Genomic DNA, 19,106 nt, shown 5'->3' with positions numbered 1-19,106 from the left:
CGCCCTGTTGTCGCCCCATTTGAGCGTAGCGACGGATCATGTTCTTCTTGAACGGAACGGAATAGTATTTCCATTGACCACTTTTGCTGATCTTGGCCTGAGCCAGAAAGTTCTTAACGCCGTCACCGACGCCGGCTACACGATACCCACGCCTATCCAAGCCGGAGCCATCCCGCATGCGCTGCAGCGCAGGGACATTTGCGGTATCGCACAGACAGGAACGGGCAAGACAGCTTCCTTCGTCCTGCCGATGCTGACGCTTCTGGAAAAGGGTCGGGCACGGGCTCGCATGCCGCGAACCCTCATTCTGGAGCCGACCCGGGAACTCGCAGCCCAGGTTGCGGAAAACTTCGAAAAATACGGCAAGAATCACAAACTCAACGTCGCCCTGCTGATCGGCGGCGTTTCCTTCGAGGAACAGGATCGCAAGCTTGAGCGCGGCGCCGATGTTCTGATCTGCACGCCCGGCCGCCTGCTCGACCATTGCGAGCGCGGCAAGCTGCTGATGACCGGCGTCGAAATCCTCGTCATCGACGAAGCCGACCGCATGCTCGACATGGGCTTCATCCCGGATATCGAACGGATCGCAAAGATGATCCCGTTCACCCGCCAGACGCTATTCTTCTCGGCCACGATGCCGCCGGAAATTCAGAAACTGGCAGACCGTTTCCTGCAGAACCCGGAACGTATCGAAGTCGCCAAGCCGTCTTCGACTGCCAAGACCGTGACGCAGCGCCTCGTTGCTGCACACAACAAGGATTACGAGAAGCGCGCCGTCTTGCGCGAACTCATCAAGGCTCAGGACGACCTGAAGAACGCGATCATCTTCTGCAACCGCAAGAAGGACGTCGCCGACCTGTTCCGCTCGCTGGAGCGCCACGGCTTCTCGGTCGGCGCTCTCCATGGCGATATGGACCAGCGCTCGCGCACGACGATGCTGGCAGGCTTCAAGGACAACCAGATCACCCTGCTCGTCGCGTCCGACGTGGCCGCCCGTGGGCTGGATATCCCTGATGTCAGCCACGTCTTCAATTTCGACGTTCCGATCCATTCGGAAGACTACGTTCACCGCATCGGCCGTACCGGCCGTGCCGGCCGTTCGGGTCGCGCGTTCACCATCGTCACCAAATCCGACTCGAAATATCTCGATGCGATCGAAAAGCTGATCGGCGAAAAGATCGAGTGGGAGAACGGTGATCTCTCCGCACTGCCAGCCGCCATGGAAAGCCATGACAGCGATCGCGGCGGACGCAAGGGCGGCCGGGATCGCGGTGGTAAAGACCGCAACCGTGGCAGCCGTCACGAACAACCGGCAGCCGTTGCAGCAGCACCGCAGCAGCAGGAAAAGCAAATCGTCACTGAAGAGGCAAGCGTGGAAGCAGTTCTGGAAAATACGAAGTCGGAACGTCGTTCTGACAAGAAAAATCAGCCTGCGAACAACCGCGGCCGCGAGCGCCGTGTCAATCCTGCCAATGACGACAACCGTGATCGCCGCCGTTATCGCGACCATGATGACGGCCCGACCCCGGTCGGCTTCGGCGACGATATCCCAGCCTTCATGCTGATCGTCGCAAACGCAGCGAAGTAATGTCCGCCTTAGCAAAACCGGGCCAGGATTTTCCTGGCCTTGGAGTAGGCCTGGTGATCCGCCGCGCCGATGGGAAAGTGCTGGTCTGTCGTCGCCTGAAGGCGCCCGAAGCGGGTCACTGGAACATCGTCGGCGGCAAGGTCGACATGATGGAACAGGCAGAAGACGCTGCGCGTCGGGAAGCCGAGGAAGAGACCGGGCTGAAGATCGGAAAGATCAGCTTTCTCTGCGTGATCGAAGGCATTCTTGAAGAGGAAGGTCAGCACTGGCTCTCGCTGATCTACGTGACTGACGATTTTTCCGGCGAGCCGGTTCTCACCGAACCTGAAAAACATGAGGATCTGATGTGGATCGACATGAATGAGCCACCGGCGCCTCTGTCGATATTCTCCTCACAAGCCTTTGCGCTGCTCAAATCTCACTAAAAAAGCCGTCCCGGTTGTCCAGGACGGCTCTCTTGATTGAAAATTTTACAGTATCATCGGATGCTGTCGTCGGCTCGGGCTTGCCCGAACCACATCCCCCATTACCCGACAAGAATATCCTCTGGGTCTTGCAAGCCGCAATACGTTAATTCTCGCACTTGCGAAGAAAATACGATCACGTATCGCGATTGGCTCGAAGCGCTGCTTCAAAGGCCATACGCACCCAGTCTCGCAGCTCGTCAGGATCGTCCAGCGCCGCATTCGGTATGGACCAATAGGGCATGAGAACGGGTTTCCCCTTTTTACCTTCATAGGACCATTGGACCGCACCTGCAGCCCGAAAAGCCGGAGCGCTCGTCTCATCCGCCTTTAACAGTATTTCATCTCGCAGATCGAGGGCGATGATCAGACCCTGATGATAGATCCCCTTGCCGCCGAACATGCGTCGGATGGAAACCGGTCCGAGACCCTCGAACATTTCCTCGATCGCTGCATTGTCCATGCCCCGCCCTTCCTTTTGGCTCGGTACAGTCGAAAGACCGTGCCGGCCAGACGACGCCGATGTCCTGTCACACGAATAGCAAGATTCCACTCACGATCATGCTAGATTTCGCCCGTGAACTGCCAAAAACGGGAAAAAGCTTGGACGCTCATGCCCTTGCGGGTTAAAGCTGCAGCGAACACGGACTTAAGGAAAAGCATGCCTTCCCTGCGTTTCGATATCGCGATCCTGCTGACTGCAGCGGCTTTCGGATATGTTGCCACGGCAACGACGGTCTCGGCCGCCACCATCGGTGTCGTCGCGCCAAAGACGGGACCTTATGCGTTGCTCGGCATGCAGGTTTTTGAAGGGGCCAGAGCCGCCGCACAAGTCACAGGCGACAGACTTGTCGAAATCGACGAGACCTGCAACGAGACCGGCGGCGTGGAAGCAGCAAAGACGCTTGCCGACGCCAAGGCCTCTATCGCGATCGGGTTTCTATGCGTCGAAACGCTGGCCTCCGCCTTGCCGGCGCTGGCCGACAGCAAGATTGCAGCAATCACCATTTCCGTCCGTTCCCGAATCCTGATGGAAGACGCCTTGCGCAATGGCTGGCCGCTTTTCCGCATGGCTCCATCGGAAACTGCCGAGTCCGATCAGATCGCGGCGGTGATCGTCGATCGCTGGAAAGCCGAGCCGATTGCCCTTGTCGACGACGGCACCATCTACGGGCGCGAACTCGTCAGCGCTGTCCGCCAGAAACTCGAACCGATCGGCATCGCGCCGGTGTTCACCGATACGCTTCGGCCGGGCCAGGAGCAGCAGATAGCCCTCATCAGACGGCTGCAAAAAGCCGGCGCAACCCATATACTCGTCGGCGCGGACCGTAACGATGTCGCCGTCATTGCCCGCGATGCCGAAAGGGAAAACATTCCCCTCACGATACTCGGCGGCGATGTCATGAAGGCCGCCAACCGGCCGGTCGCGCTTCGCGACGGCACGCTGGCTGTCACGCTGCCACCTTACCGGACACTCCAGACTGCCGCCAACGCTGCAACATCGCTCGAAAGCCGCCAGATCGAGCCTGAAGGCAACACGCTTCCCGCCTATGCCGCAACCCAACTGGCCAGCCAGACAGCAGCATCCGCAGGCAATGACTGGGGAAAACTCCTGTCCTCCCTCAAAACCGGCACCTTCCAGACCGCAATCGGACAGATCCGCTTCGATGCTGCCCACGAACTGGCGGACAATCCCTATCGTCTTCTGGAATGGCGCGGCGGCGAGTTTTTGCCGCCCGCCTCCGCGACCGAGTAACGATTGCGGCAATCGCCCCGGAATGCTAGTCGGCAGACGACACAGGAGATCCGTCCATGACCTTGCCGCTTCGCATCGCCCCCTCCATTCTAGCTTCCGATTTTTCGAAACTCGGCCAGGAGGTCGCAGACGTCGTCGAGGCCGGTGCAGACTGGGTTCACCTCGATGTCATGGACGGCCATTTCGTCCCCAATATCTCTTTCGGTCCCGATGTCATCAAGTCGCTGCGCCGCTATACGGACGCATTCTTCGATTGCCATCTGATGATTGCCCCGGTCGACCCCTATCTCGAAGCCTTCGCCAAGGCCGGATGCGACGGCATTACCGTCCATGCCGAGGCCGGCCCGCATCTGCACCGTTCGCTGCAGACGATCCGGTCGCTTGGCAAGAAGGTTGGCGTGACGCTCAATCCAGCTACTCCGGTCTCGGTGCTTGAAGACGTTCTGGACGACGTCGACCTCATCCTCGTCATGAGCGTCAACCCCGGCTTTGGCGGTCAAAAGCTAATTCCATCCGCGCTCGACAAGATCTCCCGCATCAAGTCTATGATCGGTGACAGACCTATCGAGATTGAAGTCGACGGAGGCATCACGGCTGAAACCATCGGCGCAGCCCGCAAGGCAGGCGCCAATGTCTTCGTCGCCGGATCGGCGGTCTACAAGGGCGCAAACAAGAATGCGTATCGCGACAACATCTCGGCGCTTTTGAAGGCCGCCGAGGCCTGAAAAGCCTTAAACACGGGGCAACGCCCCAAAAAGATTGAGCTTCGCCGTTCTTCTTGATAGAGCGGCGGCAATTCTATCCAAGCAAGCGAGCTGCCCATGATCCCCCGTTATTCCCGACCGGAAATGGTCGCCATCTGGTCGCCGGAAACAAAGTTTCGCATCTGGTTCGAAATCGAGGCCCACGCCTGCGACGCGCTCGCGGCAATCGGCGTCATTCCGAAATCTGCGGCAGAAACGATCTGGGAAAAGGGCGGCAAGGCCGAATTCGATGTCGCCCGCATCGATGAGATCGAAGCCGTCACCAAGCATGACGTCATCGCCTTCCTCACTCATCTGGCGGAATTCGTCGGCCCGGATAGCCGCTTCATCCACCAGGGCATGACATCTTCGGACGTGCTCGACACGACGCTCAACGTCCAGCTCGTACGCGCCACCGACATTCTGCTTGCAGACATAGATCGTGTTCTGGCTGCTCTGAAGGCTCGCGCCTTCGAACACAAGGATACGGTCCGCATCGGCCGCAGCCACGGCATCCATGCCGAACCGACGACGATGGGCCTGACCTTTGCCCGCTTCTACGCCGAAATGAACCGCAACAAGACACGCCTTCTCGAAGCCCGCGAAGAGATCGCCACCTGCGCAATCTCCGGCGCCGTCGGCACCTTCGCCAACATCGACCCGCGCGTCGAGGAACATGTCGCGGCAGCCCTGGGCCTGAAGCCGGAGCCGGTCTCCACCCAGGTCATTCCGCGCGATCGCCACGCGATGTATTTCGCCATCCTCGGCGTAATTGCCTCTTCGATCGAAAACGTTGCGATCGAAATCCGCCATATGCAGCGCACTGAAGTTCTGGAAGCGGAAGAGTTCTTCTCGCCGGGCCAGAAGGGTTCGTCAGCCATGCCGCACAAGCGCAACCCGGTGCTCACCGAAAACCTCACCGGCCTTTCCCGTCTCGTGCGCATGTCAGTCGTTCCGGCAATGGAAAACGTTGCCCTCTGGCACGAACGCGACATCAGCCATTCCAGCGTCGAGCGCGCCATTGGCCCGGACACGACCGTTACTCTCGATTTCGCCCTTAACCGCTTGGCTGGCGTCATCGAAAAGCTCGTCATCTACCCTGAGAACATGTTGAAAAACATGAACAAGTTCAAGGGCCTGGTCATGAGCCAGCGTGTACTTCTGGCACTCACCCAGGCGGGCGTTTCGCGCGAAGACTCCTATCGTCTCGTTCAGCGCAATGCGATGAAGGTCTGGGAGCGCGGTGCAGACTTCCTTGAAGAACTGCTTGCTGACGAAGAAGTCCGCGCAGCGCTCTCCGAGGAGGAGATCCGCGAAAAATTCGATCTCGGTTATCACACCAAACATGTCGACACGATTTTCAATCGTGTCTTCGGCGAAGCTTGATATAGAAATCGGGAAGGCCCAGATAGGCGGCATGAAAGCATCAGAAGCCGATATCCTCATCATCCCCGGTTACACCAATTCCGGTCCTGACCATTGGCAGACCCGTTGGGAGCAGAAGCTCGCGACGGCCCGCCGGGTGGAACAGGCCGAATGGTCGAAGCCGGTAAAGGAAGACTGGATCCAGCGTCTCGTCGAGGAGGTCAACGCCTCGACGAAACCGGTTGTGCTGGTCGCTCATTCGCTCGGCGTTCCGACGGCGATCCATGCCATCCCGCATTTCAAAAAGCCGGTGGCCGGCGCATTCTTCGTGGCGCCGCCGGATGTGCAGAACCCGAAGATCAGGCCGAAACACCTGATGACATTCGGCCCTTATCCGCGTGATCCGCTTCCTTTTCCCGCCGTTACGATTGCCAGCCGAAACGACCCCTTCGGCTCCTATGATCACGCCGGCGACATTACCAACGCCTGGGGTTCGCTCCTGATCGACGCAGGCGAATCTGGCCACATCAATTCCGAGTCGGGCCACGGCCCGTGGCCTGAAGGCACAATGGTGTTTGCCCAGTTTCTGAGCCGACTGAAAGCCTGACCTCTGGCGATGTGCAGCGCACAACCCGACGTCGTAATTTCGCTTTCGATAGACAATTTTAAAGTTGCCTTAATTCGAATTCACTAACATTGCGCAATTCCTGCGAATGTAGGCGAACAGATGTCATCCAAACCAGTCTTCTATGCCGGCCCGACGATATCACCTTCGAGAGACGCCGGCTCGCTGACCGGCCTTTTTGACGCCATTCCCCTTCCCGTAGCACTGCTCGATTGGCAGGCGCGACTGCACCATGCGAACAAGGCTCTCAAGGCGAACTGGTGCCCCTTCGAGGTGGAATTTTTCACAGATCTGATCGATATCGAAGACCGTTCGGATTTTCTCGCCGGGCTTCGCCGCTGTAAGGCTGCCGCTGATGGTCAGATGGAACTCCGCCTGCCGCAGCCGGACGGTACGCTGCGATGGGCTCTCGTCCATCTTGCTCCGGCACCGACAGGGCTGGACACGCCTTTTCTCGTCGCAGCCTCGTTCGTCGACATAACAGCTTTGAAGACAAGGCTTGCTGATCTCGACATCTGGGAAAGCCGTTGGAACAAGGCGCTCGTCGGGTCGTCGACAGGCGTCTGGGACCATGATTGGAAACGCGGAGAGAAATACTATTCGCCGACATGGCGGCGGATCCGTGGCATGACCGAGGAGGATCCTCTTCCCGAAAGCACTCAGGCGTGGCTCGATCTCCTCCATCCGGATGATCGGGATCACGTAATCCACTGCATCGACCGGCAGAATGAAGGCGATCCGGACTACACGGTGTTCGAATATCGCGAGCGCCACAAGGACGGCCATTGGGTCTGGATCGAGTGCCGCGGCGATTGCGTCGAATGGGACGCCGACGGCAAGCCGACGCGCATCGTTGGGACGGATACGGATATCACGGCCCGCAAGCAGGCCGAGGAGGCCACGGCGCGCATGGCAAGACGCCTGGACATGGCTCTCGAAATATCAGGCATCGGCACTTACGAATGTGACCTCACAACCGGTGTCGTCGACTGGGATGACCGCATGTATCGCATCTATGGAGTCGGTCGGCGCGAAGATGTCAGGGTCGGCGGATTGTGGGAAACCTTTTTGCATCCGGCCGATCGCGAACGTGTCTTGAAAAACGTCGATGAACATATGCGAAACGGCGACCGCTTTTCGGATCAGTACCGCGCCGTTCTCCGCGATGGCTCCGATCGCATCATTCGCGCGCGCACCATGACCTTTCAGGATGGGAACGGTCACAAGATGACGGTTGGTGCGAACTGGGATGTCACAGATGATGTCGGGCTGCATCATGAACTGGAGCGTGCCAGAATTCTGGCCGAAGCCAGAAACATCGAACTGGAGGCAGCCAAGGACCGGATCGAGCACAGTGCCATGCATGATTACCTGACCGAGCTCCCGAACCGCCGCTATCTTGACGAGGTGCTCGACCGGATGGCAACGCAATACAGCGGCAGCGAGGCAGGCATCGCGATCCTCCATGTCGACCTTGATCGCTTCAAGCAGATCAATGACCGGCTCGGTCACGACGCGGGAGATGCAATGCTGGTCCATACTGCTCGCACGCTGCGCAGAACACTGAGCGAAGATGACTTCATTGCCCGTGTCGGCGGCGACGAATTCGTGGTTGTGTCGCAGCTGCGCGCCGTCGAGGAGCCGGCATCATCTGTGGCCACCCGCATGATAGACGCCCTGCGCGAGCCGATGATCTATGAGGGGCATCGCTGTCGCGTGGGCGCCAGTATCGGCATTGCCTCCCAGCGCGGCGACGCGATCGACGTACGCCAGTTGCTGCGCAACTCCGATATCGCGCTTTATGAAGCCAAGCGGCAGGGGCGAAACCGCTACGTCTGGTTCACGGCCGTCGCCTGATGCGCTACTGGTTCTCCACCTGGGCGGAAGCTTCAGTCAGCAGATCAAGCATCTTCATGCGTATCTCCGCATCCGACACCGCAATCCCGGCTGCATCGAAATCCTGCCTCAGCTTGCGAAAGACGTCCTCATGTCCGGCTTCCGCAAAATCCGCAACGATCACTTCCCTTGCATAGGCATCCCGGTCCGGCCTTCCGAGCATTTCCGCCGCCCAGAGCCCGGCCAGTTTGTTACGCCGCGACAATGCCCTGAATTTCAACTCCTCATCGTGCGCGAACTTGTTTTCGAACGCCTTTTCACGATCACTCATGCCACTCATGTTTTCCTCCCACGGCAACATTAGAATAGTTAAATAAGAGCATTCCCCCCTTTTGCAATCGGTAGCCCTGGAGGCCCCGCAGGATGCTTGATTGGAACCCAACCGATTGCAGCGCTATTTAAAGATGGAGTTCGACAACCTATCTGCCGTGGAAAGTCGGCGGTGCCGGAAAAAAGCCGGTCAAACCGATATAGTATGTTGGCAGTGATTCTTCGCATGCCGAATACAGGGCAAATCGCCTGCCAGCGGACGTCTGCATTGTGAAAAGGAAACTTTTCCGATATGGGACCGCTTCAAATATGATTGCAGCCGCTCAGGCCGCCTTAGAACGAGATAAGAATACCATGAATCGTCGCCGCCGTATTTACGAGGGCAAGGCCAAGATCCTTTATGAAGGACCCGAGCCCGGCACGCTGATCCAGTTCTTCAAAGACGACGCCACAGCCTTCAACAAGAAGAAGCATGATGTCATCGACGGCAAGGGCGTGCTCAACAACCGCATTTCCGAATACCTGTTCACCCACCTGAACAAGATCGGCATCCCGACCCATTTCATCCGCCGGATGAACATGCGCGAGCAGCTGATCAAGGAAGTCGAGATGATCCCGCTTGAGATCGTCGTGCGCAATGTCGCCGCCGGCTCGCTGTCGGAGCGCCTTGGCATCGAGGAAGGCACCGTCCTGCCCCGCTCGATCATCGAATTCTATTACAAGTCTGACCAGCTCGCCGACCCGATGGTTTCCGAGGAGCATATCACCGCCTTCGGATGGGCCAATCCGGCCGAGCTTGACGACATCATGGCGCTCGCCATCCGCGTCAACGACTTCCTCTCGGGCCTCTTCCTCGGCGTCGGCATCCAGCTCGTCGATTTCAAGATCGAATGCGGTCGCCTTTATGAAGGCGATATGATGCGCATCATCCTTGCCGACGAGATTTCCCCCGATAGCTGCCGCCTCTGGGACATCGAGACGAAGGAAAAGATGGACAAGGATCGTTTCCGCCGCGATCTCGGCGGCCTTCTCGAAGCCTATTCCGAAGTCGCCCGCCGTCTGGGCATCATCAATGAAAACGAACCGATCCGCGGAACGGGTCCGGTTCTGGTCAAGTAATCAGGGGTATTTTGCAGTGATCAAGGCACGTGTAACCGTCACGCTCAAGAACGGCGTTCTCGACCCCCAGGGCAAGGCCATCGAAGGTGCCCTCGGCAGCCTCGGCTTCGAAGGCGTTCACCAGGCCCGCCAGGGCAAGGTCTTCGATCTTGAGCTGGACACAGCCGACAAGGCCAAGGCGGAAGCCGACCTCAAGGCCATGTGCGAAAAGCTTCTGGCTAACACGGTGATTGAGAACTACACTATCGCAATCGACTAAAGGTTGCGGAGCGTGTGATGGCCGAAGTCACCAGTGAACTCATGTATGAACTTATGAAGCGCATTCATGCAGACCTGGGTGATCTCAAGCTCGGCCAGCGAGAGTTGAAAGCAGAGATAAATGCTATGCGAGGAACGATGGTTCCACTGCATCAGGATATTCTCAACATAAATACAACTTTGGCGCGGCATGAGTTGCGCCTCGACCGTATCGAAAACCGCCTGGAACTGCGGGAGTTCCAGAAAGCCCAAGCAAGGTTTGAACCACAGCCATGAAGTCAGCCGTCGTCCAGCTCCCAGGCCTCAACCGCGATCGCGACATGATCGCCGCCCTCACCAAGATTTCCGGCAAGGCGCCGATCACCGTCTGGCAGACGGAGACGAGCATTCCCGACGACGTCGACCTGATCGTCATCCCGGGCGGGTTCTCCTACGGCGACTACCTGCGCTGCGGCGCAATCGCTGCGCGTATGCCGGTCATGCAGGCGATCAAGGAAAAGGCTGAAAAGGGCGTCAAGGTTCTCGGCGTCTGCAACGGCTTCCAGATCCTCGTCGAGGCAGGCCTCCTGCCCGGCGCCCTGATGATGAATTCCTCGCTGAAATTCGTCTGCAAGGAAGTGAAGCTCGAGATCGTCAATGCCGAGACCGACTTCACCCGCGCCTATGAAAAGGGCCAGGTCATCCGCTGCCCTGTCGCGCACCATGAGGGCAATTATTTCGTCGATCAGGAAACTCTGAAGTCGATGAACGACAATGGCCAGGTCGTCTTCCGCTACGCCGAAGGCACAAACCCCAACGGCGCGATCGAAGATATTGCCGGTGTCGTCAATGCCCGCGGCAACGTTCTCGGCATGATGCCCCATCCGGAAAACCTGATCGAAGCCGCCCATGGCGGCAGCGACGGTCGCGGTATCTTCGCATCCGCGCTGGACGTCATCGCAGCCTGATCCTCACACGGGCGTCGGCAAAAAAGGCCGACGCTTGCTTTATCAGCCATTTTTGGGAACGCACGCAGATGGCCTGCCGCATTTCGACTGCAATTTCTGTAACCGTTCTCGCCGCAGCGCTGACTGCGTGTCAGGCCAAGCCCGTTGTGCAATCCAGCCCTTCGGCGCTGGACATCATGGAAAAGGTTGCTGTTGCCGCAAACCGCTGCTGGTTCAAGTCAGGTGACGCTGCCTTCAAGTCCTACGCCTTCGCGCCGGAACTGTCGTCCTTCTCGGGACGTCCGCGCATCCTCCTCACCCGCAAGGGCTCATCCGACATTCGCCCGCTCCTCGTCGTCCAGGCGGAGGGCAAACCTGCCCGCCTCAGCGCCTTCGGCCCTGTAATGAACGAACAGCTCGGTACACGCGTTGGTGCCGACGTCAAGCGTTGGGCGGCCGGCAACAGCAATTGCTGACGTAAAAAGGGCCCGTCCGGCGGTTGGGATGCCGGACAGGCCGCTTGCACCTGCTACAGGTGCCCGGTGCAATTCGCGCGAATGAGGGGACCAAGTTCGCGTTCGAAATTGCACTGAATATTTCAAGCCCGCATTCTCAGCCCAGGAACCAGGATTTCCCGGCTTCGCGCTTGGCTGCAATCCGCGTCACGCCGATATCCCGTAGCTGGCTCTCGTCCATATCAAGGAGAGCCGCCCGTCCTGAGCGCCGCGTCAACGCATTCTTCAGCGCATCGATCAATCCGGCAATGACACCCAATCGAACCGTCATGGTCGCTTCCGGTAGCAGATCCTTGGCGACATAGAAGGCCGCCTCGCGTTCGTAGCGATCGGGATAAATTGTATCTATTGTAACGAGATATTCGTCATACTTGCGCATTTCGCACCTGTTGGCGTTTCGTTGCATTGCCTGCATTGTGGATACATTGACTCAAAAATCACCGCAATGTAATCATTGTCACTATGACAAAATGGCTTCCAGATCTTCAGGAGGGCTCCGGCCCGCTCTACACCCGATTGGCCGACCAGATGGAAAAGGCCATCGAAACCGGTGACTTGCCGTCGGGCAGCAAGCTTCCGCCACAACGAAACCTCGCCTACGATGTTGGGGTGACAATCGGCACGGTCAGCCGCGCCTATTCGCTTCTTCATGAAAGAGGGCTGGTCAATGGCGAGGTCGGGCGCGGCACCTACGTCTTGAAACGCGACGACGAAGGCACACAGGATGATCAATATCCCGTATCCACCAGCATTGCCGGCACACGGCCGCTGCAGGCGCCGTCGGGCAAGATCCGCTTCGACAGCACAGCCGCTCCCGATCTCGGCCAGAGCGAGACAATCGCGGAGATAACATCAGAAATCATGCGCGACTGTCCGCACGACGTTGCCGGCTACACCCGCACTTCGCCCGATCATTGGCAGCAGGCCGGTGTTCGCTGGCTGAGCTATGGCGACTGGGTTCCTGCTGCCGACTCGATTGTCCCCACACTCGGCGCCCATGCCGGGATCATGTCGATCATCGCAGTCCTCACCAATCCGGGCGACAGGATCGCCTTCGAGCACCACACCTATTCGCAGGTGAGCCGCGCCGCCGGCCTCGTCGGTCGACGGATATCGCTGATCAATTCGGACACACACGGTGTCATGCCCGACGATTTCGAGCGTGCCTGCGTGCAGGAGCATCCGAAGATCGCCTTCTTCATGTCCTCGGTCCAGAACCCGACGCTGGCCACCATGCCGCTTGAGCGCAGAGAGGCGATCGCTGCCATCGCACGCAAATACAATGTCTGGCTGATCGAGGACAATCTCTACGGCGCCATGGACAAGGGAGACATTCCGTTGATCGCGACGCTCGCGCCGGAGCGGACTTTCGTGGTCGACGGCCTGTCGAAATCCGTATCGGCCGGCATTCGCGGCGGATGGGTCGCCTGCCCACCTCACCTCGCCCAACGCGTAAGGGTCGCCCACAAGATGACGACCGGTGGCATGCCCTTCCTGCTTGCCGAACTGAGTGCCCGTCTCGTGCTCAGCGGCGCAGCAGATCTGATTTGGGAACTCTGTCGCTCGGAGATCAACGCCCGTGAAGCCATGGCCCGCGAAATCCTCGCCGGTTACGACTTCAACTCCAATTCCGACATTCCCTTCCTTTGGCTGAAGCTGCCCGACCCCTGGCTTTCCGCCACATTCAAGAACGCCGCCTATGCGGACGGCCTGCTGCTTGACGACGAGGCGGAATTCAAGGCCGGCAGGTCGGAAAAGATAATCCATCGCGTCCGTATCGGCTTTTCCTCGCCAGGATCCATGCAGGAAGTCAATGATGGACTGAGGATCGTGCGAAGCCTGCTAGACAATGGCTCCGGCGGTTATGACAGCCTCGCCTAGAGGCAGCCGGCATCGATTTTGAAACATACCGGCACTAATCCCCCGGCTTCCCCCGGCCGGGCCGATTTTCCTGTCGCACTCGCGCCATAGTTAGGTTAAAGAGGCGCCAAAAGCCCCCGACCGGCAGCCATTCCAGGATAAAAGATGACGATCTCCAATTCCCGCCAGATCACCCCGGAACTCATTGCCTCTCACGGCCTCAAGCCGGATGAGTACCAGCGCATTCTTGATCTGATCGGACGCGAACCGAGCTTCACCGAGCTTGGTATCTTCTCTGCCATGTGGAACGAGCACTGCTCCTACAAGTCTTCCAAGAAATGGCTGCGCACGCTGCCCACCAAGGGCCGCCGCGTCATCCAGGGACCGGGCGAAAATGCCGGTGTCGTCGATATCGATGACGGCGACGTTGTCGTCTTCAAGATGGAGAGCCACAACCACCCGTCCTATATCGAACCCTATCAGGGTGCGGCGACCGGCGTCGGCGGCATCCTGCGCGACGTCTTCACCATGGGCGCGCGTCCGATTGCAGCGATGAACGCCCTGCGTTTCGGCGCTCCCGACCATGCCAAGACCAAGCATCTCGTCTCGGGCGTTGTTGCCGGTGTGGGCGGTTACGGCAATTCCTTCGGCGTACCGACCGTTGGCGGTGAAGTCGAGTTCGATCCGCGCTACAACGGCAACATCCTCGTCAACGCCTTTGCGGCAGGCCTTGCAAAGTCCGACGGCATCTTCCTCTCCGAAGCCAAGGGCGTCGGCCTGCCGGTCGTTTATCTCGGTGCAAAGACCGGCCGCGACGGCGTCGGCGGAGCCACCATGGCATCGGCCGAATTCGACGAGTCGATCGAAGAAAAGCGCCCGACGGTTCAGGTCGGCGACCCCTTCACCGAAAAGTGCCTGCTCGAAGCCTGCCTCGAACTGATGAAGACCGGCGCGGTCATCGCCATCCAGGATATGGGTGCCGCCGGCCTCACCTGCTCGGCCGTCGAAATGGGCGCCAAGGGCGACCTCGGCATCGAGCTCTACCTCGACAAGGTCCCGGTCCGCGAAGAGCAGATGACCGCCTATGAAATGATGCTCTCGGAAAGCCAGGAGCGCATGCTCATGGTTCTCGAGCCGTCCAAGGAAGAAGTCGCCAAGGCGATCTTCGTTAAGTGGGGTCTCGACTTCGCAATCGTCGGCAAAACCACCGACGACCTGCGTTTCCGCGTCATTCATCAGGGCGAAGAAGTTGCCGACCTGCCGATCAAGGATCTCGGCGATCAGGCACCGGAATATGACCGTCCATGGATCCAGCACACCGTCCGCGACGCCCTGCCCGCTTCGCAGGTCGCAGAACCTTCCGATTACAACGACACACTCCTCAAGCTCGTCGGCTCGCCGAACCAGTCCAGCCGTCGCTGGGTCTGGGAACAGTATGACACGCTGATCCAGGGCAACTCGCTGCAGCTTCCGGGCGGCGATGCCGGTGTCGTGCGCGTCGAAGGCCATGCGTCGAAGGCGCTCGCCTTCTCCTCCGACGTTACCCCACGTTACGTCGAAGCCGATCCGTATGAAGGCGGCAAGCAGGCGGTTGCCGAATGCTGGCGCAACATCGTCGCCACCGGCGCAGAGCCGCTGGCGGCCACCGACAACCTCAATTTCGGCAACCCTGAAAAGCCGGAAATCATGGGTCAGCTCGTCGGCGCCATCAAGGGCATCGGCGAAGCCTGCACCGCGCTCGACTTCCCGATCGTCTCCGGCAACGTCTCGCTCTACAACGAGACCAACGGCGTTGCCATTCTTCCGACCCCGACCATTGCCGGCGTCGGCCTGATGGGCGACTGGCAGAAGATGGCCCGTGTCGGTTCGGCCAAGGGTGGCGACGTGCTGATCATGATCGGCACCGACGGCAGCCACCTCGGCTCGTCGATCTACCTGCGCGACGTGCTCGATTCGACCGATGGCCCTGCCCCGACGGTCGATCTCGTCGCCGAGCGCCGCAATGGTGAATTCGTCCGTGCAGTCATCCGCAATGCCCAGGTCACCGCCTGCCACGACATTTCCTCGGGCGGCCTTGGCCTCGCTCTTGCCGAAATGGCAATGGCGTCGAACAAGGGCATGACGGTAAGCCTCGCCGACCAGCAGGGACCGGCACACGCGCTTCTCTTCGGCGAAGACCAGGCTCGTTATGTCATCGCCGTTTCGGCCGATCTTGCAAACTTCGTCCAGGCCAGCGCCGAAAGCGCCGGTGTTCCGTTCCGCACGCTCGGCAAGGTCGGCGGTGAAGCGCTGGTTGTCGAAGGCGTCGTCAACGTCGCCGTCAGCGACCTGACCGCAGCGCACGAAAAGTGGTTCCCATCCTTCATGGCCTAAACGCCTTCATGGCATAATCGCCTCGCAAGGTTCTGTGAATTGATGACAATGCCGGCGAAGAGTAATCTTCGCCGGCATTGTCGCTTTGACCGGGCCGAAAGTTTGAGGCAGTGTTCAAACGGACAAGCACCCGGCAGCGATTCCGGGAGAAACAAGAAGGACATAACTGCATGCCCATGCGACCCGGCGAAATCGAAGACATGATCAAGGCGGGCATTCCCGGCGCCAAGGTCACCATCAGGGATCTTGCAGGCGACGGTGATCATTACGCAGCCGAAGTCGTGGCGGAAGCCTTCCGCGGCAAGAGCCGTGTGCAGCAGCACCAGATGGTCTACGATGCGCTGAAGGGCAATATGGGCGGCGTGCTGCACGCGCTGGCGCTTCAAACCTCGGCTCCTGCGGATTGACGTCATGAACAGCCTCGTCAACCAGATCGTCACCGGCGTCGTCGAAAGCCTGGTCAAGGAATTGCTCGGCAAGTCGCACGGCAAGACGGCAAGCAAGCGCAAGAAACGCGCCGCAAAGCCAGCATCGACGACGACGAGTGCGACCAAGCGGAAGGCGGCAACCACGCGCAACGCCAAACCCGCTCGCAAGCAGGTTAGCAAACGCCGGACGACGGCCAGCCGTAGCAGGCAACGCAGCCGCTAGGTTTGCATCTTTTGCGCCGGGCATTTGGCATTCAGCGCTGGAATTAATAAGGCTGCCTTGCTATTTAAGGGCAACGCGCAGCGCAGCGGTCCTTGAAACCGCATGTGAAAGGATATGATATGAGCGGCATTAACGATCTCATCAACAACGAAATCAAGACCAACGACGTCGTGCTTTTCATGAAGGGCACACCGCAGTTTCCCCAGTGTGGTTTTTCCGGCCAGGTCGTCCAGATCCTCGACTACCTCGGCGTCGACTACAAGGGCATCAACGTGCTTGCAGACGCGGAAATCCGTCAGGGCATCAAGGACTATTCCAACTGGCCGACCATTCCGCAGCTCTACGTCAAGGGTGAGTTCATCGGCGGCTGCGATATCGTCCGCGAAATGTTCCAGTCCGGCGAACTCAAGAGCCATTTTGAAGGCCAGGGCGTAAACGTACGCGCAGCCTGAACGGTCAATCCGGACGACCAAGATTTTTAGGAAGGCGCCGCCCCCGCGGCGCCTTTCCCATTCTTAAGGAAATGGTTGTGACAAATCCTTCACAAAATCCGTCTGCGCGCCTTCAAGGCGTCGGTAAAACCGAATTCATTGCAATGATGGCGGCGCTGATGGCGCTGAATGCACTCGCCATCGACATCATGCTTCCCGGCCTGCAGCAGATCGGCGAATCGCTCGGCGTCGAAGACCCCAACCATCGCCAGTATGTGGTCTCTGCGTATCTGTTCGGCTTCGGCGTCGCACAACTGCTCTACGGGCCGCTTTCCGACCGGTTCGGCCGTCGCAAGCCGCTCCTGGCGGGCCTCGGGATCTATATCGTCTCCGCCATCGCCGTCGTTTTTATCCCAAGCTTTGCCGGCCTGCTGATCCTTCGCTTCATCCAGGGCCTCGGATCGGCCGCCACACGCGTGATTTCGGTTTCCATCGTTCGCGACGTCTATGGCGGCCGCGCCATGGCCGAAGTCATGTCGCTCATCATGATGGTCTTCATGATCGTCCCCATCATTGCCCCGGGAACCGGCCAGGTTGTCCTGTTTTTCGGCAACTGGCACCTGATCTTCGCCTTCATCGCGGTGGTCGGCATTATCGTCACCTGGTGGGTGGCAAGGCGGTTGCCCGAAACGCTGCATGAGGATGATGTGCGCCCGTTCACCGCTTCATCCGTACTGGCCGGCTTCATCATCGTGCTGACTAACCGGGTAGCGCTCTGCTACACGCTCGCAAGCACGTTCATCCTGGGCGCCCTGTTCGGCTTCATCAACTCCGCAGAGCAGGTCTACAATCAGATCTACGGTCTTGGCGTCTGGTTCCCCGTGGCATTTGCAGCCGTCGCGGTCTTCATGTCCCTGTCGGCCTTCCTCAACTCGCGGCTTGTCGGGCGCTTCGGTATGCGCCGCCTGTCGCATGGCGCGCTGATCGGCTTCATCACCACCACACTGATCTGGCTTCTCATCCAGATTTTTGGCCCGCAGCCCATGCCCTTCCCTCTGTTTCTGCTGCTTTTCGCGCTCACCATGTTCCAGTTCGGCTGGATAGCCTCGAACTTCAACTCGCTGGCAATGGAACCTTTGGGACATGTCGCCGGCACGGCATCGTCGGTGCTCGGCTTCATGGGAACTGTCGGCGGTGCTGCAATCGGCGCCTTGATCGGCCAGTCCTTCAACGATACGGCGCTGCCGATGGTCGCAGGCTTTTTCACCGTCTCGATTATCGGTCTCGCCTTCGTGCTGATCGGCGAAAAGGGCAAGCTGTTCCATCCGCACAATCCCAAGGTCTGAACAAGCTCAGCTCGCCTTTCCTGACGAACGGAGCGACTTTAGGACACACCGACAATTGAAAAGACCGCGGCGCTGATGGCGTCGCGGTCTTTTGCTTGTTCACGGCTCGCCACGAAAAGGGAGCAGGCATCAGCACAAACAGAAAGGGCGCCCCGAAGGAGCGCCCTTTCCTTTGAAAATCGTATGTCAGAAAGGTCTTACTGACCCTGCTTGGCAGCAGACTGAGCTTCTTCCAGCTTCTTGCGGGCTTCTTCAGCCTTCTTCTGCATGCCTTCTTCCAGCGAACGCTGGCTTTCAGCCAGCTGCGACTGGGTGATTGCCGGGCCGTCGAACGCGCCGGTAAAGCCACCGAGCGAAACCTTGATCGGGTTCGGAGCGCGACGGAAGTTCATCGAGGTGAAGACGACCTCGTTGCCCTTCTTCAGGCTGGCAATCATGGCGTCGGTCAGCGGAACTTCAGCCGTGCACTTGTCCGGCAGGCAGACGGTGTAGTCGAGCTTCTGGCCCTTGCCGCCATCGATCTGCATGACGACGCCAGGAGGAACGAGACGCGCGGTCGGTACAGACACCTGAAGGATCTTGCGGTTGACCTTGCCTTCGAGCGTGATCAGGCCGACAGCGGTGATCAGCTGGCCGTTCTGTGCAAGGATAACGTTCTGCACCACGCAAAGGTCGCTATCTTCCTGCTTGGTGCAGGTCTTGAACCAACCGAGCGGAGGAGCGCCAGGCGCCGCCGGTGCTGCGGCCTGCTGCGCCGATGCCGCGAACGGCATGGCAGCCGTGCCAACGGTAAGAGCCAGAGCGGACATAGCCGTCCGCAGAACTTTGGTAGCCTTAAGATTCATAACGAGATCCGTCTCCTGAAAACCCTAGGACGCGGCAAAGCCTTCAATCCCTCGGGGCGTCGTTCTGATGTGTCA

At 59.1% G+C, this 19,106-nt stretch carries 22 protein-coding genes; 18 read left to right on the top strand and 4 right to left on the bottom strand.

Annotated elements, in window-relative coordinates:
• Positions 1 to 73 precede the first annotated feature (73 nt).
• Positions 74 to 1,588, top strand: a complete 1,515-nt coding sequence (locus MRBLMR1_RS06900) for a DEAD/DEAH box helicase (protein WP_148144308.1) — start codon at positions 74 to 76, stop codon at positions 1,586 to 1,588.
• Positions 1,588 to 2,013: an NUDIX domain-containing protein gene (locus tag MRBLMR1_RS06895; protein ID WP_148144307.1), complete on the top strand. Its 426-nt coding sequence runs from the start codon at positions 1,588 to 1,590 to the stop codon at positions 2,011 to 2,013. Before MRBLMR1_RS06900 ends, MRBLMR1_RS06895 begins: the two co-directional genes overlap by 1 nt.
• Before the next feature lie 175 nt (positions 2,014 to 2,188).
• Here the strand turns inward: MRBLMR1_RS06895 and MRBLMR1_RS06890 are convergent, their stop codons facing one another.
• On the bottom strand, positions 2,189 to 2,515 hold the full coding sequence (locus MRBLMR1_RS06890; protein WP_148144306.1) for a TfoX/Sxy family protein: 327 nt from the start codon (positions 2,513 to 2,515) through the stop codon (positions 2,189 to 2,191).
• 198 nt (positions 2,516 to 2,713) lie between these two features.
• Between MRBLMR1_RS06890 and MRBLMR1_RS06885 the strand changes: the two genes are divergently transcribed.
• The 5 genes from MRBLMR1_RS06885 (at position 2,714) to MRBLMR1_RS06865 (ending at position 8,398) form a co-directional block, all read left to right on the top strand.
• A complete protein-coding gene (locus MRBLMR1_RS06885) occupies positions 2,714 to 3,808 on the top strand; it encodes a branched-chain amino acid ABC transporter substrate-binding protein (RefSeq protein ID WP_148144305.1) in 1,095 nt (364 codons plus the stop codon).
• Positions 3,809 to 3,864: 56 nt separating this feature from the next.
• Complete coding sequence (gene rpe, locus MRBLMR1_RS06880; RefSeq protein WP_148144304.1) at positions 3,865 to 4,533, top strand: ribulose-phosphate 3-epimerase; 669 nt, start codon at positions 3,865 to 3,867, stop codon at positions 4,531 to 4,533.
• Between the two features lie 96 nt (positions 4,534 to 4,629).
• Positions 4,630 to 5,937 carry an adenylosuccinate lyase gene (gene purB / locus MRBLMR1_RS06875; RefSeq protein WP_148144303.1) on the top strand — a complete coding sequence of 436 codons (1,308 nt, stop codon included), beginning with the start codon at positions 4,630 to 4,632 and terminating at the stop codon, positions 5,935 to 5,937.
• Positions 5,938 to 5,968: 31 nt separating this feature from the next.
• A complete protein-coding gene (locus MRBLMR1_RS06870) occupies positions 5,969 to 6,523 on the top strand; it encodes an RBBP9/YdeN family alpha/beta hydrolase (RefSeq protein WP_148144302.1) in 555 nt (184 codons plus the stop codon).
• Between the two features lie 120 nt (positions 6,524 to 6,643).
• A complete protein-coding gene (locus tag MRBLMR1_RS06865; protein WP_148144301.1) occupies positions 6,644 to 8,398 on the top strand; it encodes a diguanylate cyclase in 1,755 nt (584 codons plus the stop codon).
• Between the two features lie 4 nt (positions 8,399 to 8,402).
• Here MRBLMR1_RS06865 and MRBLMR1_RS06860 read toward each other — a convergent pair whose 3' ends face one another.
• Complete coding sequence (locus MRBLMR1_RS06860) at positions 8,403 to 8,717, bottom strand: DUF1476 domain-containing protein (protein ID WP_148144300.1); 315 nt, start codon at positions 8,715 to 8,717, stop codon at positions 8,403 to 8,405.
• A 344-nt stretch (positions 8,718 to 9,061) separates the two neighbouring features.
• On the opposite strand from MRBLMR1_RS06860, the gene purC reads away from it, so the two are divergent.
• The 5 genes from purC to MRBLMR1_RS06835 all read left to right on the top strand — a co-directional run bounded on the left by purC (position 9,062) and on the right by MRBLMR1_RS06835 (position 11,486).
• Positions 9,062 to 9,826, top strand: a complete 765-nt coding sequence (purC, locus tag MRBLMR1_RS06855; RefSeq protein WP_148144299.1) for a phosphoribosylaminoimidazolesuccinocarboxamide synthase — start codon at positions 9,062 to 9,064, stop codon at positions 9,824 to 9,826.
• A gap of 16 nt (positions 9,827 to 9,842) precedes the next feature.
• Positions 9,843 to 10,085 (top strand): phosphoribosylformylglycinamidine synthase subunit PurS, encoded by a 243-nt coding sequence (gene purS, locus MRBLMR1_RS06850; protein WP_112459135.1) that lies wholly within the window; start codon positions 9,843 to 9,845, stop codon positions 10,083 to 10,085.
• 17 nt (positions 10,086 to 10,102) lie between these two features.
• The gene (locus tag MRBLMR1_RS06845; RefSeq protein ID WP_148144298.1) at positions 10,103 to 10,360 is read left to right on the top strand and encodes a hypothetical protein; all 258 of its coding nucleotides are present in this window, start codon (positions 10,103 to 10,105) and stop codon (positions 10,358 to 10,360) included.
• The gene (gene purQ, locus MRBLMR1_RS06840; RefSeq protein ID WP_148144297.1) at positions 10,357 to 11,031 is read left to right on the top strand and encodes a phosphoribosylformylglycinamidine synthase subunit PurQ; all 675 of its coding nucleotides are present in this window, start codon (positions 10,357 to 10,359) and stop codon (positions 11,029 to 11,031) included. The genes MRBLMR1_RS06845 and purQ overlap by 4 nt, the downstream gene beginning before the upstream one ends.
• A 68-nt stretch (positions 11,032 to 11,099) precedes the next feature.
• The gene (locus tag MRBLMR1_RS06835; RefSeq protein WP_148144296.1) at positions 11,100 to 11,486 is read left to right on the top strand and encodes a hypothetical protein; all 387 of its coding nucleotides are present in this window, start codon (positions 11,100 to 11,102) and stop codon (positions 11,484 to 11,486) included.
• 136 nt (positions 11,487 to 11,622) lie between these two features.
• Here the strand turns inward: MRBLMR1_RS06835 and MRBLMR1_RS06830 are convergent, their stop codons facing one another.
• A complete protein-coding gene (locus tag MRBLMR1_RS06830; RefSeq protein WP_183686070.1) occupies positions 11,623 to 11,904 on the bottom strand; it encodes a DUF1127 domain-containing protein in 282 nt (93 codons plus the stop codon).
• Between the two features lie 83 nt (positions 11,905 to 11,987).
• Here MRBLMR1_RS06830 and MRBLMR1_RS06825 point away from each other — a divergent pair, with 83 nt between their 5' ends.
• The 6 genes from MRBLMR1_RS06825 (at position 11,988) to MRBLMR1_RS06800 (ending at position 18,186) form a co-directional block, all read left to right on the top strand.
• The gene (locus MRBLMR1_RS06825; RefSeq protein ID WP_148144294.1) at positions 11,988 to 13,406 is read left to right on the top strand and encodes an aminotransferase-like domain-containing protein; all 1,419 of its coding nucleotides are present in this window, start codon (positions 11,988 to 11,990) and stop codon (positions 13,404 to 13,406) included.
• A gap of 144 nt (positions 13,407 to 13,550) precedes the next feature.
• On the top strand, positions 13,551 to 15,758 hold the full coding sequence (purL, locus tag MRBLMR1_RS06820) for a phosphoribosylformylglycinamidine synthase subunit PurL (protein ID WP_500064010.1): 2,208 nt from the start codon (positions 13,551 to 13,553) through the stop codon (positions 15,756 to 15,758).
• 170 nt (positions 15,759 to 15,928) lie between these two features.
• A complete protein-coding gene (locus tag MRBLMR1_RS06815; RefSeq protein WP_148144292.1) occupies positions 15,929 to 16,165 on the top strand; it encodes a BolA family protein in 237 nt (78 codons plus the stop codon).
• 4 nt (positions 16,166 to 16,169) lie between these two features.
• A complete protein-coding gene (locus MRBLMR1_RS06810; protein ID WP_148144291.1) occupies positions 16,170 to 16,409 on the top strand; it encodes a hypothetical protein in 240 nt (79 codons plus the stop codon).
• A 119-nt stretch (positions 16,410 to 16,528) separates the two neighbouring features.
• Positions 16,529 to 16,861 carry a Grx4 family monothiol glutaredoxin gene (gene grxD, locus MRBLMR1_RS06805; RefSeq protein WP_148144290.1) on the top strand — a complete coding sequence of 111 codons (333 nt, stop codon included), beginning with the start codon at positions 16,529 to 16,531 and terminating at the stop codon, positions 16,859 to 16,861.
• Positions 16,862 to 17,004: 143 nt separating this feature from the next.
• The gene (locus MRBLMR1_RS06800) at positions 17,005 to 18,186 is read left to right on the top strand and encodes a multidrug effflux MFS transporter (protein WP_500064046.1); all 1,182 of its coding nucleotides are present in this window, start codon (positions 17,005 to 17,007) and stop codon (positions 18,184 to 18,186) included.
• A gap of 197 nt (positions 18,187 to 18,383) precedes the next feature.
• Here MRBLMR1_RS06800 and MRBLMR1_RS06795 read toward each other — a convergent pair whose 3' ends face one another.
• The gene (locus MRBLMR1_RS06795) at positions 18,384 to 19,031 is read right to left on the bottom strand and encodes an invasion associated locus B family protein (RefSeq protein ID WP_148144288.1); all 648 of its coding nucleotides are present in this window, start codon (positions 19,029 to 19,031) and stop codon (positions 18,384 to 18,386) included.
• Between the last annotated feature and the right edge of the window lie 75 nt (positions 19,032 to 19,106).

It is taken from the genome of Neorhizobium sp. LMR1-1-1.1 (assembly GCF_040675795.1).
Lineage (GTDB): Bacteria > Pseudomonadota > Alphaproteobacteria > Rhizobiales > Rhizobiaceae > Neorhizobium > Neorhizobium cellulosilyticum.
The sequence above is the reverse complement of the archived record's forward strand: the minus strand, read 5'-3'. Positions and strand labels throughout refer to the sequence as shown.

Bases quoted from the DNA above. Each gene is read 5' to 3' on its own strand.
- MRBLMR1_RS06895 (WP_148144307.1), top strand. From the start codon at position 1,588: ATGTCCGCCTTAGCAAAACCGGGCCAGGATTTTCCTGGCCTTGGAGTA.
- MRBLMR1_RS06890 (WP_148144306.1), bottom strand. From the start codon at position 2,515: ATGGACAATGCAGCGATCGAGGAAATGTTCGAGGGTCTCGGACCGGTT.
- MRBLMR1_RS06885 (WP_148144305.1), top strand. From the start codon at position 2,714: ATGCCTTCCCTGCGTTTCGATATCGCGATCCTGCTGACTGCAGCGGCT.
- rpe (WP_148144304.1), top strand. From the start codon at position 3,865: ATGACCTTGCCGCTTCGCATCGCCCCCTCCATTCTAGCTTCCGATTTT.
- purB (WP_148144303.1), top strand. From the start codon at position 4,630: ATGATCCCCCGTTATTCCCGACCGGAAATGGTCGCCATCTGGTCGCCG.
- MRBLMR1_RS06870 (WP_148144302.1), top strand. From the start codon at position 5,969: ATGAAAGCATCAGAAGCCGATATCCTCATCATCCCCGGTTACACCAAT.
- MRBLMR1_RS06865 (WP_148144301.1), top strand. From the start codon at position 6,644: ATGTCATCCAAACCAGTCTTCTATGCCGGCCCGACGATATCACCTTCG.
- MRBLMR1_RS06860 (WP_148144300.1), bottom strand. From the start codon at position 8,717: ATGAGTGGCATGAGTGATCGTGAAAAGGCGTTCGAAAACAAGTTCGCG.
- purC (WP_148144299.1), top strand. From the start codon at position 9,062: ATGAATCGTCGCCGCCGTATTTACGAGGGCAAGGCCAAGATCCTTTAT.
- MRBLMR1_RS06845 (WP_148144298.1), top strand. From the start codon at position 10,103: ATGGCCGAAGTCACCAGTGAACTCATGTATGAACTTATGAAGCGCATT.
- purQ (WP_148144297.1), top strand. From the start codon at position 10,357: ATGAAGTCAGCCGTCGTCCAGCTCCCAGGCCTCAACCGCGATCGCGAC.
- MRBLMR1_RS06835 (WP_148144296.1), top strand. From the start codon at position 11,100: ATGGCCTGCCGCATTTCGACTGCAATTTCTGTAACCGTTCTCGCCGCA.
- MRBLMR1_RS06830 (WP_183686070.1), bottom strand. From the start codon at position 11,904: ATGCGCAAGTATGACGAATATCTCGTTACAATAGATACAATTTATCCC.
- MRBLMR1_RS06825 (WP_148144294.1), top strand. From the start codon at position 11,988: ATGACAAAATGGCTTCCAGATCTTCAGGAGGGCTCCGGCCCGCTCTAC.
- purL (WP_500064010.1), top strand. From the start codon at position 13,551: ATGACGATCTCCAATTCCCGCCAGATCACCCCGGAACTCATTGCCTCT.
- MRBLMR1_RS06815 (WP_148144292.1), top strand. From the start codon at position 15,929: ATGCCCATGCGACCCGGCGAAATCGAAGACATGATCAAGGCGGGCATT.
- MRBLMR1_RS06810 (WP_148144291.1), top strand. From the start codon at position 16,170: ATGAACAGCCTCGTCAACCAGATCGTCACCGGCGTCGTCGAAAGCCTG.
- grxD (WP_148144290.1), top strand. From the start codon at position 16,529: ATGAGCGGCATTAACGATCTCATCAACAACGAAATCAAGACCAACGAC.
- MRBLMR1_RS06800 (WP_500064046.1), top strand. From the start codon at position 17,005: ATGATGGCGGCGCTGATGGCGCTGAATGCACTCGCCATCGACATCATG.
- MRBLMR1_RS06795 (WP_148144288.1), bottom strand. From the start codon at position 19,031: ATGAATCTTAAGGCTACCAAAGTTCTGCGGACGGCTATGTCCGCTCTG.